A 14,722-nucleotide genomic window follows, 5' to 3' on the forward strand; every position below is an offset into this window, starting at 1 on the left:
CACGGCGGCGGGCCGGGCGGTGCGCCGGGCACGCACCTGCCGTGCGCCGCATGCGCGCGCAGCGCCTGACGGTTGCGCGCGCAACGAACCTCATTCTGACAGGCGGCAGATTCGATGGAAATCTTTGGCATTCCGTTGCCGGCGATGCTGAGCCAGTTGTTGCTCGGGCTCGTCAACGGCTCGTTCTACGCGATCCTGAGCCTCGGGCTCGCGGTGATCTTCGGGCTGCTCAACGTGATCAACTTCGCGCATGGCGCGCTGTTCATGCTGGGCGCGATGCTCGCGTGGATGGGGCTGACGTACCTCGGGCTGCCGTACTGGGCGATGCTCTTGCTGGCGCCGCTGGTCGTCGGCGCGTTCGGGATCGCGATCGAGCGCTCGATGCTGCGCTGGCTGTACAAGCTCGATCACCTGTACGGGCTGCTGCTGACGTTCGGCCTGACGCTCGTCGTCGAGGGCGTGTTCCGCTCGATCTACGGATCGTCCGGCCAGCCGTACGACGTGCCGTCGCAGCTTTCCGGCGCGACCAATCTCGGCTTCATGTTCCTGCCGAATTACCGCGCGTGGGTCGTCGTCGCGTCGCTCGCGGTGTGCCTTGCGACGTGGTTCGTGATCGAGAAGACGCGCCTGGGCGCGTACCTGCGCGCGGGCACCGAGAACCCGAAGCTCGTCGAGGCGTTCGGCGTGAACGTGCCGATGATGATCACGCTCACCTACGGCTTCGGCGTCGCGCTCGCCGCGTTCGCGGGCGTGCTGGCCGCGCCGGTGATCCAGGTGTCGCCGCTGATGGGCCAGCCGATGATCATCACCGTGTTCGCGGTGGTCGTGATCGGCGGGATGGGCTCGATCCTCGGCTCGATCGTCACGGGCCTGATGCTCGGCGTGATCGAGGGTTTCACGCGCGTGTTCTATCCCGAAGCGTCGGCCACCGTCGTGTTCGTGATCATGGCGATCGTGCTGCTGTTCCGCCCGGCGGGCCTCTTCGGCAAGGAAAAATGATGCAGAGAAAAGTGCTCTACGGCGTGCTGCTCGCCGCACTGCTCGTCGCGCCGTTCATCGGCGCGTATCCGGTCTTCGTGATGAAGGTGCTCACGTTCGCGCTGTTCGCGGCCGCGTTCAACCTGCTGATCGGCTATACGGGGCTGCTGTCGTTCGGCCATGCGATGTTCCTCGCGACCGCCGGCTACGCGACCGGCTATTCGATGCAGACGCTCGGTTTCACGCCGGAGCTCGGCGTGCTCGTCGGCACCGTCGCCGCGACGCTGCTCGGGCTCGTCGTCGGGTTGTTCGCGATCCGCCGGCAGGGCATCTACTTCGCGATGATCACGCTCGCGTTCGCGCAGATGGTCTACTTCATCTACCTGCAGGCGCCGTTCACGCACGGCGAGGACGGCCTGCAGGGCGTGCCGCGCGGCCACCTGTTCGGGCTGCTCGACCTGTCGAACGACGTCGCGCTGTACTACGTCGTGCTGGCGGTGGTCGTCGTCGCGTGCGCGTTCATCGTGCGGGTCGTCCATTCGCCGTTCGGGCAGGTGCTGGTCGCGATCAAGGAGAACGAGGCGCGCGCGATCTCGCTCGGCTACGACACCGACCGCTTCAAGCTGCTCGCGTTCATCCTGTCGGCCGGGCTCGCGGGGCTGGCCGGCTCGCTGAAGGTGCTCGTGCTCGGCTTCGAGACGCTCTCCGATGCGCACTGGACGATGTCGGGCCTCGTCGTGCTGATGACGCTCGTCGGCGGGATGGGCACGCTGTTCGGGCCGTTGCTGGGCGCGGCGCTGATCGTCGCTTTGGAAGACCGGCTGGGCGACATCGGCGAATGGCTCGCGTCGACGACGGGCGTCGCGTGGTTCCATTCGCTCGGCGAATCGACGACGATCGTCACCGGGCTGATCTTCATCGCGTGCGTGCTCGCGTTCCGGCGCGGCATCGTCGGCGAGATGGTCGCGCGGATCAAGCCGCTCAGGGCGTCCTGAGCGCTTGTCGCGCGCGTCGCGGCACGTTGATGCGAAGCACCATCCGGCGCGCTCCGGAACAGCGTCGCAGCGAGCTCGAGACGGTGCCGCGCGGCAGGCTGGTGCCCCATTTTCGTGCGGCGATGCACCATAGGGGTAAATGCTAAGTTGCCGTGGTGCTTAAGCCTCTTTAAGATTCATTTCAGTTCTGATGCACCGCGAAACGAATTTGCAGGTGGAGAACGAGGAGACAATCGAGGCACAAAGTGCCCGGACCCCAAAGCGCTGTTGGACGGAATCCAACAGCGCTTTTTCATTTGCGTGCACGGATTTCCACCGATGGTGCATCGGCCTGCGCAATTGCCATATTCCGCGCTTGCATTCGCACCGCGCCTTTTCCGCGCTTCGCCGCGTCCCCCGTTTTTTTCCTTTCCCGCAATCCGGTCGCAGATGGCACGTTGCGATGCGCAGGCCGTCCGGGCTTACCCGGTTGGCGTGCGCGAAACGCGTCCGTTACACTTGGCTTTCGCCGACCGCGCGGTCGGGAAAATCGGTCGGCAGTTCTCCTACAAGCACAATGCAGAAGAGGGAGTACGGTTGGATGAGCAGCGCAGGATGATGGATCGGGGCAGAAAGGGCGGCTGGCGCCGCTCGTTCGTCATTGGGTGCGCATCGGCACTTCCCGGCCTTTCCGAGCCGTCCTGCGGCCGGTACGCGCGTTCCTGCGCGATTCGCCGGCATGGTGCCTTCGCCGGTCGTTGCGCTCGCACCCGTTTCGGCATGAACCGCCGCTTTTCCGATTTTTCGCCGCCGCCGCGCGTGGCCGGGCCGAGCCCGGCCGGCGCACCTTCCGGCAATCGTTGCGCGCGCATCGATCGCGCGCTCGCTCCCGCATTTCTTCGCCTTCTTCATCCTGACGACACTGCTGCTGCGCATCGTGGCGGTCGAACGAACGTGTCGGCCGCGATGTACGCGCACGCGCATGCGCCGCGCCGTCGGGATCCTGCCAGGGTGGCGGCGTTTCACGGGAAAACGAGCGTAGGCGCGGCAAGACGAGATAGTTAAATTATTAACTTGTTTGGGAAACGGGAGCCGCCCGAGCGACCCGCGGATTTTTCGAGCAGCGTTTGGAGACAACATAAATGAAGATGAATCGATGGATGGAGGCCGTGCTTGCCGCGGGCCTCGTGTGCGCGGCGGCCACGGCGTCGGCGCAGGTGAAGATCGGCGTGACGCTGTCGGCCACCGGGCCGGCCGCGTCGCTCGGGATTCCGGAAAAGAACACGATCGCGCTGCTGCCGAAGGAAATCGCGGGCAAGAGCGTGCAGTACATCGTGCTCGACGATGCGTCCGACACGAGCCGCGCGGTGCAGAACGTGCGCAAGCTGATCGACGAAGACCACGTCGACGCGATCATCGGTTCGTCCGTCACGCCGAATTCGCTCGCGATGCTCGACCCGGTGTCGCAGGGCAAGACGCCGACGATCTCGCTCGCGGCGAGCGCGCAGATCATCGCGCCGATGGACGCGAAGCGCGCGTGGATGTTCAAGGTGCCGCAGAACGACCAACTGATGGCCGACGCGATCGCCGGCTACATGGCGAAGCACGGCGTGAAGACGGTCGGCTTCATCGGCTTCGCCGATGCGTACGGCGACAGCTGGTACAAGACGTTCAGCGCGGCGGCCGAGAAGAACGGCCTCAAGATCGTGTCGAACGAGCGCTTCAACCGCACCGATGCATCGGTGATGGGGCAGGTGCTGAAGCTGATGGGCTCGAATCCGGATGCGATGCTGATCGCCGGTTCCGGCACGCCGGCGGCGCTGCCGGCCAAGACGCTGAAGGAGCGCGGCTACAAGGGCAAGGTGTACCAGACGCATGGCGTCGCGAACAACGACTTCCTGCGCGTGTGCGGCAAGGATTGCGAAGGCGAGATCCTGCCGGCCGGCCCGGTGCTCGTGACCGACCAGCTCCCGGATTCGAACCCGGTGAAAAAGCCGGCGCTCGGCTACAAGGCCGCGTACGAGAAGGCCTACGGCGCGGGCTCGCTGGCGACGTTCGGCGGCCATGCGTGGGATGCGGGGCTGCTGCTGCAGCGCGCGATTCCCGAAGCGCTGAAGAAGGGCCAGCCGGGCACCGAAGCGTTCCGCGAGGCGCTGCGCGCGTCGCTCGAAAGCGTCAAGGATCTGCCGGTGTCGCACGGCGTGATCAACATGACGTCGACCGATCACAACGGCTTCGACACGCGTGCGCGCGTGATGGTGCAGATCGTCGACGGCAAGTGGAAGCTGCAGGCCGAGTAAGCATCACGTGAAACCGGCGTGCGCGGCGCGAACGGCGCCGTGCCCGCCGTCGGCAGGGCGCCGGGCCTGACGGGCCGAGCCCGTGCCGCATGGAACCACCGGGGTTCGCCGCGTGGCGCGCTGACGCACCGATCTTGCCGTCCGTGCAACCGGCCGTTCCCGTCGCCGTTTTTCCGCAGCATTTTCGATACAAGACACGTATGGATTTCTCGATTGCGGCGATCCTCGCGCAAGACGGCATCACGACCGGCGCCATTTATGCATTGCTGTCGCTGGCGCTCGTGCTGGTGTTTTCCGTTACGCGGGTGATCTTCATTCCCCAGGGCGAATTCGTCGCCTACGGTGCGCTGACGCTTGCGGCGTTGCAGGCGCAGAAATTCCCCGCCACCTGCTGGCTGCTGTTCGTGATGGGCATCGCGTGCTTCCTGCTCGAAGTCGGCGGCCTGATTCGGCATCGCGAACGTCGCCATCAGCTCGGCCGCACGCTCGCGACGCTCGGCAGCCGCTACATCCTGCTGCCGCTCGCGGTGTTCGCGATCACGCGCAGTTTTGCCGTGCAGCCGATGCCGATGCTCGCGCAGATCGCACTGACACTCGCGATCGTCGTGCCGATGGGGCCGTTCGTCTACCGGCTCGTGTACCAGCCGATCGCCGAGGGCACGACGCTGCTGCTGCTGATCGTATCGGTCGCCGTCCATTTCGCGATGGTCGGCCTCGGGCTCGTGATGTTCGGCGCGGAAGGTTCGCGCACCAACGGATTCTCGGACGCGTCGCTGTCGATCGGCAGCATGACGGTGTCGGTGCAGAGCATCCTGGTCGTCGTCACGGCACTCGTGCTGATCGGTGCGCTCTACGTGTACTTCGGCCACACGATCGCAGGCAAGGCGCTGCGCGCGACATCGGTGAACCGGCTCGGCGCGCGGCTCGTCGGCATCGGCACGACCGAAGCAGGGCGGCTCGCGTTCACGTTCGCGGCGGGGCTCGGCGTGCTGTCCGGGATCCTCGTCGGCCCGCTGACGACGATCTACTACGACTCGGGCTTCCTGATCGGCCTGAAGGGCTTCGTCGGCGCGATCATCGGCGGGCTTGTCAGCTATCCGCTCGCGGCCGCCGGCTCGCTGCTCGTCGGCGTGCTCGAATCGTATTCGTCGTTCTGGGCGAGCGCATACAAGGAGGTGATCGTGTTCACGCTGATCATTCCGGTGCTGCTGTGGCGCAGCTTCGTGACGCCGCACGCGGAAGAGGAAGAGGAGTGACGCGATGAAGACGATGGTACGCAACAAGACCTTCTGGGTGTTTCTCGTGGTGCTGTTCGCGCTGCCGGTGCTGCCCGGCGCGCTGCAGGTGCCCGAGTACTGGATCACGCTGCTCAACTACATCGGCCTCTATGCGATCGTCGCGATCGGACTCGTGCTGCTGACGGGCGTCGGCGGGATGACGAGCTTCGGGCAGGCCGCGTTCGTCGGCATCGGCGCATATGCGACCGCGTTCCTGACGACGCGGTACGGTGTGTCGCCGTGGCTCGCGCTGATCGTCGGCGTCGTGCTGACGGCGCTCGTCGCGCTGGTGCTCGGCGCGGTCACGATGCGGCTGTCCGGGCACTTCCTGCCGCTCGGCACGATCGCGTGGGGCCTCGCGCTGTTCTACCTGTTCGGCAACCTCGAACTGCTCGGCAAGTACGACGGGATCAACGGGATTCCGGCGCTGAACCTGTTCGGCATCGCCCTCGACAGCGGCCGCAGCCTGTATTTCCTGATCTGGGCCGTCGTGCTGGCCGCGATCGTGTCGGTACAGAACCTGCTGAACAGTCGGCCGGGTCGCGCGATCCGCGCGCTGCGCGGTGGCGGCGTGATGGCCGAGGCGATGGGCGTCAACACCGCGTGGATGCGCGTCGTGATCTTCGTCTATGCGGCCGTGCTGGCAGCCGTGTCGGGCTTTCTGTACGCGCACCTGCAGCGCGCAGTGAACCCGACCCCGTTCGGCCTGAACCACGGGATCGAATTCCTGTTCATGGCCGTGGTGGGCGGCGTGTCGCATGTCTGGGGCGCGGTACTCGGCGCGGCAATCCTCACCGTGCTGCAGGACTACCTGCAGACGCTGCTGCCGAAGCTGCTCGGCTCGGAAGGCAACTTCGAGATCATCGTGTTCGGCGTGCTGATGGTGCTGCTGCAGCAGTACGCGCGCCAGGGCGTATGGCCATTCGTCGCGAGGCTGTTCCCGCGCGGGCCGCGCGCACATGTGCCCGAGCATGCCGATCCGTTGCCGCAGCGCGCGAAGCCAGCGGCCGGCGAGCCGCTGCTCGTCGTCGACAACGCACGCAAGCAGTTCGGCGGGCTCGTGGCCGTCAACGACGTCAGCTTCGACGTGAAAGCAGGGCAGATCATTGGGCTGATCGGCCCGAACGGCGCCGGCAAGTCGACCACGTTCAACCTCGTGACGGGCGTGCTGAAGCCGACAGGCGGTGCAATCACGTTCCGCGGCGAGCGCATTGACGGGCTCACGTCGCGCCAGATCGTCCGGCGCGGCATCGGTCGCACGTTCCAGCACGTGAAGCTGCTGCCGGCGATGACGGTGCTCGAGAACGTCGCGATCGGCGCGCATCTGCGCGGACATACCGGTGTCTGGCGCAGCGTGGCGCGGCTCAATGCACACGAGGAAGCGCAGTTGCTGGCCGAAGCCGCACGCCAGATCCGCCGCGTCGGGCTTGAAAAGCACATGTACGACGAAGCGGGCAGCCTTGCGCTCGGCCAGCAGCGGATTCTCGAAATCGCGCGTGCACTGTGCTGCGACCCGACGCTGCTGCTGCTCGACGAGCCGGCCGCCGGGCTGCGTTACCAGGAGAAGCAGCAGCTCGCCGACCTGTTGCGGCGGTTGAAGGCGGAAGGCATGAGCGTGTTGCTCGTGGAACATGACATGGATTTCGTGATGAACCTCACCGACCGGCTGGTGGTGATGGAATTCGGCACGCGGATCGCGGAAGGGCTGCCGCAGGACGTGCAGCAGGATCCGGCGGTGCTCGAAGCGTATCTGGGCGGGGTGGAGTGATGACGGACACGACGATGCCGATTCTCGACGTGCGCGGGCTGGCAGTCCGGTACGGGAAAGTGGAGGCGCTGCACGGCGCGGCGATCAAGGTCGGTGCCGGGCAGATCGTCAGCGTGATCGGCCCGAACGGCGCAGGCAAATCGACGCTGCTGAACGCGATCATGGGCGCGCTTCCGGTGACCGGGCATGCGTCGGGCGCGGTCGTGTATCGCGGCAACGACGTCGGCGCGTTGCCGGTCGAGCAGCGCGTCGCGCGCGGGATGTGCCTTGTACCGGAAAAGCGCGAGCTGTTCAGCACGATGACGGTCGAGGACAACCTCGTGCTGGGCGCGTATCGGCGCAGGCAGGCAGGTGAGTCGAACTTCCTCGACCAGCTCGATCACGTGTTCGCGCTGTTTCCGCGGCTGAGGGAGCGGCGCAAACAGGCGGCCGGCACGCTGTCAGGCGGCGAGCGGCAGATGCTCGCGGTCGGCCGCGCACTGATGGGCAAGCCCGACCTGCTGATGCTCGACGAGCCGAGCCTTGGGCTCGCGCCGCTGATCGTGAAGGAGATCTTTCATATCATCAGTGCGTTGCGTGGTACGGGCGTTGCGACGCTGCTGATCGAGCAGAACGCACGGGCCGCGTTGCAGATCTCCGACTACGGTTATGTGCTGGAGACGGGCGAGTTTGCGCTGGAAGGGCCGGCGGCCGAACTTGCGCAGAATCCGCGCGTGATCGAAACGTACCTCGGGTTGGCGAAGAAGACGGCTTGATAGTCGCGGCGGTTGGCGGGAAACGGGCGGCGTGTTTCACGTGAAACACGCCGTTTTTGTTTGTGGGGTTGGAGCAATGTCTCGATGGCCGGTGGTTCGCGGCCAGGGGATAAGTATCTGGGGAATAGTCGGAAGTTCTGTGTGGCGGCGGTGGGTAACGTGTCCACAGAGCGGGTGACGATCCTGCGTCTCGTTCGGGAGTGGATGGCCGCGTGTTCCACAGGCTGGATTCGTGGTGCATGGATCTCTGCACAGGCTGACGATGTGCCGAATCTCGGGGATAAGTGCCGGACCAACAACAGGGAAGTCTGTGAGGAGGCGGGGGCACAGGATCTGGCGCCAAGGCTGTCATATCGGCCACAGGAGTCGATGTCGGTCTGTCCTCTACGGGCCATTTCCCCGCTGATCTATTTTTTGCACAGCCACGACGATGTGCGCCATCCCGGCCGGGAGCCTTGCTAGAGAAGGCACGCCCCCACGAATTCACCCAGCCGCAGCCGAAAAAAACGACGAAATGAACAGACCCTACCATTCGGACGGCCTTCGAGTGAAAAGCGAACCCGCTATAATTCGGCCCATACATTTCTCTGATAGGTTCGTGCGCAGCCCTGCGTACGGAATCCACCATGCTTTTTCCCACAGAATTTGACGTCATCGTCGTCGGTGGCGGTCACGCCGGCACGGAAGCGGCGCTGGCGTCCGCCCGGATGGGCGCGAAGACGCTGCTGCTGACCCACAACATCGAAACGCTCGGGCAGATGAGCTGCAATCCGTCGATCGGCGGCATTGGCAAGGGCCATCTGGTCAAGGAAGTCGACGCGCTGGGCGGCGCGATGGCCGCCGCGACGGACGAGAGCGGTATTCAGTTCCGGATCCTCAATTCGTCGAAAGGCCCGGCCGTGCGTGCGACGCGTGCGCAGGCCGACCGCATCCTGTACAAGGCCGCGATCCGCCACCGGCTCGAGAATCAGCCGAACCTGTGGCTGTTCCAGCAGGCCGTCGACGACCTGATGGTCGAAGGCGACCGCGTGGTGGGCGCCGTCACGCAAATCGGCATCCGCTTCCGTGCTCGCGCAGTCGTGCTGACGGCCGGTACGTTCCTCGACGGCAAGATCCACGTCGGCCTGAACAACTACACGGGCGGTCGCGCGGGCGATCCGGCGGCCGTGTCGCTGTCGTCGCGCCTGAAGGAGCTGAAGCTGCCGCAGGGCCGCCTGAAGACCGGTACGCCGCCGCGTATCGACGGCCGAACGATCGACTTCTCGAAGCTGGACGAGCAGCCGGGCGACCTCGATCCGATCCCCGTGTTCTCGTTCCTGGGCCGCGCGGAGCAGCATCCGCAGCAGTTGCCGTGCTGGGTCACGCATACGAACGAGCGCACGCACGACATCATTCGCGGCGGCCTCGACCGTTCGCCTATGTATACAGGCGTGATCGAAGGCGTAGGGCCGCGTTATTGTCCGTCGATCGAGGACAAGATCCATCGGTTCGCATCGAAGGAATCTCACCAGATCTTCCTCGAGCCGGAAGGGCTGACGACCAACGAGTTCTACCCGAACGGGATCTCGACGAGCCTTCCGTTCGACGTCCAGCTCGAGCTCGTGCACTCGATGCGCGGCCTCGAGAACGCGCATATCCTGCGCCCCGGCTACGCGATCGAGTACGACTACTTCGACCCGCGCGCGCTGAAGGCATCGCTCGAGACGAAGGCGATCAACGGGCTGTTCTTTGCGGGCCAGATCAACGGCACGACCGGCTATGAAGAAGCGGCCGCGCAAGGCCTGCTGGCCGGCCTCAATGCGGGCCGCTACGTGCAGGAGAAGGACGCATGGTGCCCGCGCCGCGACCAGGCATACCTTGGCGTGCTGGTCGATGATCTCGTGACGCGCGGTGTGGCCGAGCCGTACCGGATGTTCACGAGCCGCGCCGAATATCGCTTGAGCCTGCGTGAAGACAACGCCGACATGCGCTTGACCGAGATCGGCCGCGAACTGGGCCTCGTCGACGACGTGCGTTGGGACGCATTCAGCCGGAAACGCGACGCTGTTTCACGTGAAACCGAACGCCTGAAGTCGACGTGGGTCACGCCGAAGACGCTGCCGCCGGAAGAGGCGACCGCGCTGCTCGGCAAGGCGATCGATCACGAATACAGCCTCGCCGAGTTGCTGCGCCGTCCGGGCGTCAGCTACGACGGCGTGTGCGGCCTGAAAGGCGGCGAATGCGGCCCGGCCGAGCCGTTGACCGACGATTCGGTGCTGCTCGAACAGATCAAGGAGCAGGTCGAGATCGGCATCAAGTATCAGGGTTATATCGAGCGCCAGGCGTCCGAGATCGAACGTAACGACGCGAACGAGAACACGCGTCTGCCGGACGGTATCGATTACCGCGAAGTTCGTGGCCTGTCGTTCGAGGTGAGCCAGAAGCTCAACGAGTTCCGGCCGGAAACGATCGGGCAGGCGTCGCGCATTTCGGGCGTCACGCCGGCGGCGATCTCGCTGCTGATGGTGCACCTGAAGCGCCGCGGCCTGGGCCGCCGTAATGGCACTGCCGCAGAGGCAACGGAGCAGGGGGACGGCGCCGTCCCGACGCAACAATGACGGCGCGTCGCGCGCCGGCGGTTAATCGGGACATACTGGAAGGGATGCTCGTCGACGGCACGACGGCGCTCGACCTTGCACTCACGGATGCACAACGCAACCAGTTGCTCGACTATGTCGCGCTGCTCGGCAAGTGGAACGCGGTCTACAACCTGACCGCGATTCGCGACCCGAAGCAGATGCTGATTCAGCACATCCTCGATTCGCTTTCGATCGTCCCGCATCTGCGTGGCCGTGCGTCGGCCCGCGTGCTCGACGTCGGCTCTGGCGGCGGGTTGCCCGGGATCGTGCTGGCGATCGTCGAGCCGGACTGGCAGGTCACGCTGAACGATATCGTGCAGAAGAAGTCGGCATTCCAGACGCAGATGCGCGCGGAGCTGAAGCTCGCGAACCTGTCGGTGGTCACCGGGCGAGTCGAATCGCTGCAGCCGGGCGTCGAAGTGCCGGAAAAATTCGACATGATCGTATCCCGCGCCTTCGCTGATCTGTCCGACTTCGTTAAACTTGCTCGACATCTGGTTGCGCCGGGCGGATCGATCTGGGCAATGAAGGGCGTACACCCGGACGACGAGATTGCACGGTTGCCGGAAGGCAGCCGTGTGAAGCAGACGATGCGGCTGGCGGTGCCGATGCTCGATGCCGAGCGGCATCTGATCGAAGTGGCCGTCGACGAAGCGAAATGAAGGCGCGCGGTACGCGCCGTTTGTTTGAAGGTAAAGGGAACACACCAACGATGGCAAAGATCTTCTGCGTTGCGAACCAGAAGGGGGGCGTCGGCAAGACGACGACATCGGTCAATCTCGCCGCAAGCCTTGCAGCGCAGGAGCAACGAGTCCTGCTGATCGATCTCGACCCGCAAGGCAACGCGACGATGGGCAGCGGGATCGACAAGGCCGCGTGCGAATCGACCGTGTACGAGGTGCTGATCGACGGCGTGTCGGTGACCGATGCACGCGTGCGTCCCGAAGGCGTCACCTACGACGTGCTGCCCGCGAACCGCGAGCTGTCCGGTGCCGAGATCGAACTGATCAGCATCGACAACCGCGAGCGCCGGCTGAAGGCCGCGCTCGAGCACGTGGCCGATGACTACGACTTCGTGCTGATCGATTGCCCGCCGACGCTGTCGCTGCTGACGCTGAACGGGCTGTGCGCGGCGCACGGCGTCGTGATCCCGATGCAGTGCGAGTACTTCGCGCTGGAAGGGCTGTCGGACCTCGTCAACACGATCAAGCAGGTTCACGCGAACATGAACCGCGACCTGAAGATCATCGGCTTGCTGCGCGTGATGTTCGATCCGCGCATCACGCTGCAGCAGCAAGTCTCCGATCAACTGAAAGCGCACTTCGGCGACAAGGTGTTCGACGCGGTAATTCCGCGCAACGTGCGCCTGGCGGAAGCGCCGAGTTACGGGCTGCCGGGCGTCGTGTTCGACCGCAACTCGCGTGGTGCGCAGGCGTATATCCAGTTCGGTGCCGAGATGATCGAACGCGTTCGCGCGTTCGAGGTGTCGTGATCCGGACATGAGCGAAGCGAGGAAGAAAGACATGAACGCGGTACCAAAGAAGAAGGGCTTGGGACGTGGCCTCGAAGCGCTGCTCGGCGGCAGCGCCGATATCACTGAAGCGGTGAAGATCGAAGGGGCGCCGAACACGCTCGCGCTCGGCAAGCTGCAGGCCGGCAAGTACCAGCCGCGGACGCGGATGGACGAAGGCAGCCTGCAGGAGCTGGCGGCAAGCATTCGCGCGCAGGGCGTGATGCAGCCGATCCTGGTACGGCCCATTTCATCAGACAAATACGAGATCATCGCGGGCGAGCGGCGTTTCCGCGCGGCGCGCCTGGCAGGCCTCGACGAAGTGCCGGTGCTCGTGAAGGATGTGTCCGATCAGGCCGCCGCGGCGATGGCGCTGATCGAAAACATCCAGCGCGAGGATCTGAACCCGCTTGAAGAGGCGCACGGCATCCAGCGCCTGCTCGACGAGTTCGGTTTCACGCATGAACAGGCGGCCGAATCGGTCGGCCGTTCGCGCAGCGCGGTGTCGAACCTGCTGCGCCTGCTGAACCTCGCTTCGCCGGTGCAGACGATGCTGCTGGCCGGCGATCTCGACATGGGGCACGCGCGCGCGCTGCTCGCCGTCGACGCGGCAACGCAGATCACGCTCGCCCATCAGGTCGTCAACAAGCGCATGTCGGTGCGCGAAACCGAGAAGCTCGTCGCACATACGACGAAGGAAGTGCCGGCCGTGAAGGCGCGCGCGAAGGACGACGGCGGCCGCGACACGCGCCGTCTCGAGGAGGAGTTGTCTGACCTGCTCGCGTCGACGGTGAAGATCAAGCTCGGCCGCCGCGGGCGAGGGCAGGTGATGATCGACTTCGGCAACCTCGACGCGCTCGAGGGCATTCTCGCGCGGCTGCGCGGCAACGTAGCGACCGAAGAGTAACGAGTTGACGATGAAGGAGACGGGCGCACCGGCGCCGCGCCGGTGGCTCGGATGGCTTGTGCAGGAGCCCGTGCTATCGGTGCTCGTGCTTGGCCTGCTCGTGCTGCAATGGGTGCGTCCGCAACCATTTTCCGTACTCGCCGGTCGAGTCGACTGGCAGACGGTCGCGACGCTCGCGGGCCTGCTGATGCTGACCAAGGCGCTCGAGTTGTCCGGCTGCCTGATGTGGCTCGCGCACCGCATCGTGCATCACGTGCATTCCGAGCGCGGGCTCGCGATGTTGCTCGTCGTGTTCGCGGCAGCGCTGTCGATGTGGCTGACCAACGACGTCGCGCTGTTCGTCGTCGTGCCGTTGATGGTGTCGCTGCGTACGCTGACGCCGCTGCCGTTCCGGCGGCTCGTGATCGTCGTCGCGCTGGCCGTCAATGCGGGGTCCGTCGCGACGCCGCTCGGCAATCCTCAGAATCTTTTCCTGTGGCAATTGAGCGGCATGTCGTTCGGCCGCTTCGTGGTCACGCTCGGGCCGCTCGCGATCGCGCTGATGGCGCTGCTGCTCGCGCTGACCGCGTGCGCGTTTCGCGCGAAACCGCTCGACCTGTCCGGCGACGTCGTCGCATTGCCCGTGCAGCGCATGCACGCGCTGATCGCCGCGGTGCTGTTCGCGGCATTCGTGCTGCTCGCCGATGCGCACCATCCGCTGCCGGGTCTGGTTGCGGTCGCGATCGTGCTGTTCGTCGTAAAACGTGACGCAGTCCTGAAGATCGACTGGCTGCTGCTGCTGATCTTCGTACTGATGTTCGTGGTGCTGCGCAGCGCGGCTGCGCTGCCCGTCGTGCACGACGCGATTGCGCATGCGCGCCTCGATTCGCCGCTGCGCGTATTTGCGGCCGGCGCCGTCCTGTCGCAGGGGATCAGCAACGTGCCGGCCGCTATCCTGCTATCGGAATTCACGCACGACTGGCGCGCGCTCGCGTTCGGCGTATCGGTCGGCGGCTTCGGTTTCGCGATCGGTTCGCTCGCGAACCTGATCGCGGTGCGTCTCGCGAAGGAGCCGCGCATGTGGCTGCCGTTCCACCTGGTCTCGATTCCGTTCGCGCTCGTGAGCGCGGTACTCGGCGCGTGGCTGCTCGTGCACGGTTGAGCGTTGCGGCACAGGTGTGCGGTTCGAGAGGCGGGGAGGGTGCACAGCGTTCGCGATGGTTGCGAGGCTGTTGATAAGTGCGGCGATTCGCAGTCGATCGTCTGTGGTGGCGCGACAACTGACTGGATGGTTCGATGCGCCGGCATCCGATCGAATTGCGTGTATCGGGTGCGGCTGACTGGCCGCAGTGTTTTGCTTGTCCGGGGATGTCGCGCCGAGTCGTTCCGGGCAGTTGCATCACAGCGGATTTTCGGCGGCGATCGTGCCGTTTCGTTCGATCCCGCGTCGGGCATCGCTTCCACGCCATCCACCGTCACCGGACATTTTTCGAGCAAGAAATGCCGGGGCAAAAATTTGACCTTACAACTGTCATCGTACGTCGTCGAATCGCGTGTTTTTCACATGATGAGGCGTCGTTTTATGCAGGTTTTTGTCGCGTCTAAAGCCTTGAATCACTTGCAACTATCGCTTACAATCGCCCGGATTTGTTAGCT

At 65.1% G+C, this 14,722-nt stretch carries 12 protein-coding genes; 11 read left to right on the plus strand and 1 reads right to left on the minus strand.

Annotated elements, in window-relative coordinates:
- Positions 1-114 precede the first annotated feature (114 nt).
- Positions 115-999 (plus strand): branched-chain amino acid ABC transporter permease, encoded by an 885-nt coding sequence (locus tag ACNQQL_RS15150; RefSeq protein ID WP_072442653.1) that lies wholly within the window; start codon positions 115-117, stop codon positions 997-999.
- Positions 999-1,973, plus strand: coding sequence for a branched-chain amino acid ABC transporter permease (locus tag ACNQQL_RS15155; RefSeq protein ID WP_072442717.1), 975 nt, complete (start codon positions 999-1,001; stop codon positions 1,971-1,973). The genes ACNQQL_RS15150 and ACNQQL_RS15155 overlap by 1 nt, the downstream gene beginning before the upstream one ends.
- Before the next feature lie 492 nt (positions 1,974-2,465).
- Here ACNQQL_RS15155 and ACNQQL_RS15160 read toward each other — a convergent pair whose 3' ends face one another.
- Positions 2,466-2,864: a hypothetical protein gene (locus ACNQQL_RS15160; RefSeq protein ID WP_347064574.1), complete on the minus strand. Its 399-nt coding sequence runs from the start codon at positions 2,862-2,864 to the stop codon at positions 2,466-2,468.
- Positions 2,865-3,094: 230 nt separating this feature from the next.
- Between ACNQQL_RS15160 and ACNQQL_RS15165 the strand changes: the two genes are divergently transcribed.
- The 9 genes from ACNQQL_RS15165 (at position 3,095) to ACNQQL_RS15205 (ending at position 14,228) form a co-directional block, all read left to right on the plus strand.
- The gene (locus tag ACNQQL_RS15165; protein WP_347064575.1) at positions 3,095-4,252 is read left to right on the plus strand and encodes an ABC transporter substrate-binding protein; all 1,158 of its coding nucleotides are present in this window, start codon (positions 3,095-3,097) and stop codon (positions 4,250-4,252) included.
- A 200-nt stretch (positions 4,253-4,452) separates the two neighbouring features.
- Positions 4,453-5,508 (plus strand): branched-chain amino acid ABC transporter permease, encoded by a 1,056-nt coding sequence (locus ACNQQL_RS15170; RefSeq protein WP_347064576.1) that lies wholly within the window; start codon positions 4,453-4,455, stop codon positions 5,506-5,508.
- A 4-nt stretch (positions 5,509-5,512) separates the two neighbouring features.
- Positions 5,513-7,297, plus strand: coding sequence for a branched-chain amino acid ABC transporter ATP-binding protein/permease (locus ACNQQL_RS15175; RefSeq protein WP_347064577.1), 1,785 nt, complete (start codon positions 5,513-5,515; stop codon positions 7,295-7,297).
- On the plus strand, positions 7,297-8,052 hold the full coding sequence (locus tag ACNQQL_RS15180; protein WP_347064578.1) for an ABC transporter ATP-binding protein: 756 nt from the start codon (positions 7,297-7,299) through the stop codon (positions 8,050-8,052). The genes ACNQQL_RS15175 and ACNQQL_RS15180 overlap by 1 nt, the downstream gene beginning before the upstream one ends.
- A gap of 626 nt (positions 8,053-8,678) precedes the next feature.
- Positions 8,679-10,649, plus strand: coding sequence for a tRNA uridine-5-carboxymethylaminomethyl(34) synthesis enzyme MnmG (gene mnmG, locus ACNQQL_RS15185; protein ID WP_072442662.1), 1,971 nt, complete (start codon positions 8,679-8,681; stop codon positions 10,647-10,649).
- Positions 10,646-11,332 (plus strand): 16S rRNA (guanine(527)-N(7))-methyltransferase RsmG, encoded by a 687-nt coding sequence (rsmG, locus tag ACNQQL_RS15190; RefSeq protein ID WP_347064579.1) that lies wholly within the window; start codon positions 10,646-10,648, stop codon positions 11,330-11,332. The genes mnmG and rsmG overlap by 4 nt, the downstream gene beginning before the upstream one ends.
- A gap of 50 nt (positions 11,333-11,382) precedes the next feature.
- Positions 11,383-12,162: a ParA family protein gene (locus ACNQQL_RS15195; protein WP_347064580.1), complete on the plus strand. Its 780-nt coding sequence runs from the start codon at positions 11,383-11,385 to the stop codon at positions 12,160-12,162.
- 31 nt (positions 12,163-12,193) lie between these two features.
- On the plus strand, positions 12,194-13,087 hold the full coding sequence (locus ACNQQL_RS15200; RefSeq protein WP_347064581.1) for a ParB/RepB/Spo0J family partition protein: 894 nt from the start codon (positions 12,194-12,196) through the stop codon (positions 13,085-13,087).
- A gap of 10 nt (positions 13,088-13,097) precedes the next feature.
- Positions 13,098-14,228 (plus strand): SLC13 family permease, encoded by a 1,131-nt coding sequence (locus tag ACNQQL_RS15205; RefSeq protein WP_347064582.1) that lies wholly within the window; start codon positions 13,098-13,100, stop codon positions 14,226-14,228.
- Positions 14,229-14,722 lie beyond the last annotated feature (494 nt).

The sequence above is a fragment of the Burkholderia sp. LFS061 genome (assembly GCF_047978125.1).
Lineage (GTDB): Bacteria > Pseudomonadota > Gammaproteobacteria > Burkholderiales > Burkholderiaceae > Burkholderia > Burkholderia pyrrocinia_C.

Excerpts from the sequence above, each read along its gene's own strand:
- ACNQQL_RS15150 (WP_072442653.1), top strand. The coding sequence starts at position 115 with ATGGAAATCTTTGGCATTCCGTTGCCGGCGATGCTGAGCCAGTTGTTG.
- ACNQQL_RS15155 (WP_072442717.1), top strand. The coding sequence starts at position 999 with ATGCAGAGAAAAGTGCTCTACGGCGTGCTGCTCGCCGCACTGCTCGTC.
- ACNQQL_RS15160 (WP_347064574.1), bottom strand. The coding sequence starts at position 2,864 with ATGAAGAAGGCGAAGAAATGCGGGAGCGAGCGCGCGATCGATGCGCGC.
- ACNQQL_RS15165 (WP_347064575.1), top strand. The coding sequence starts at position 3,095 with ATGAAGATGAATCGATGGATGGAGGCCGTGCTTGCCGCGGGCCTCGTG.
- ACNQQL_RS15170 (WP_347064576.1), top strand. The coding sequence starts at position 4,453 with ATGGATTTCTCGATTGCGGCGATCCTCGCGCAAGACGGCATCACGACC.
- ACNQQL_RS15175 (WP_347064577.1), top strand. The coding sequence starts at position 5,513 with ATGAAGACGATGGTACGCAACAAGACCTTCTGGGTGTTTCTCGTGGTG.
- ACNQQL_RS15180 (WP_347064578.1), top strand. The coding sequence starts at position 7,297 with ATGACGGACACGACGATGCCGATTCTCGACGTGCGCGGGCTGGCAGTC.
- mnmG (WP_072442662.1), top strand. The coding sequence starts at position 8,679 with ATGCTTTTTCCCACAGAATTTGACGTCATCGTCGTCGGTGGCGGTCAC.
- rsmG (WP_347064579.1), top strand. The coding sequence starts at position 10,646 with ATGACGGCGCGTCGCGCGCCGGCGGTTAATCGGGACATACTGGAAGGG.
- ACNQQL_RS15195 (WP_347064580.1), top strand. The coding sequence starts at position 11,383 with ATGGCAAAGATCTTCTGCGTTGCGAACCAGAAGGGGGGCGTCGGCAAG.
- ACNQQL_RS15200 (WP_347064581.1), top strand. The coding sequence starts at position 12,194 with ATGAACGCGGTACCAAAGAAGAAGGGCTTGGGACGTGGCCTCGAAGCG.
- ACNQQL_RS15205 (WP_347064582.1), top strand. The coding sequence starts at position 13,098 with ATGAAGGAGACGGGCGCACCGGCGCCGCGCCGGTGGCTCGGATGGCTT.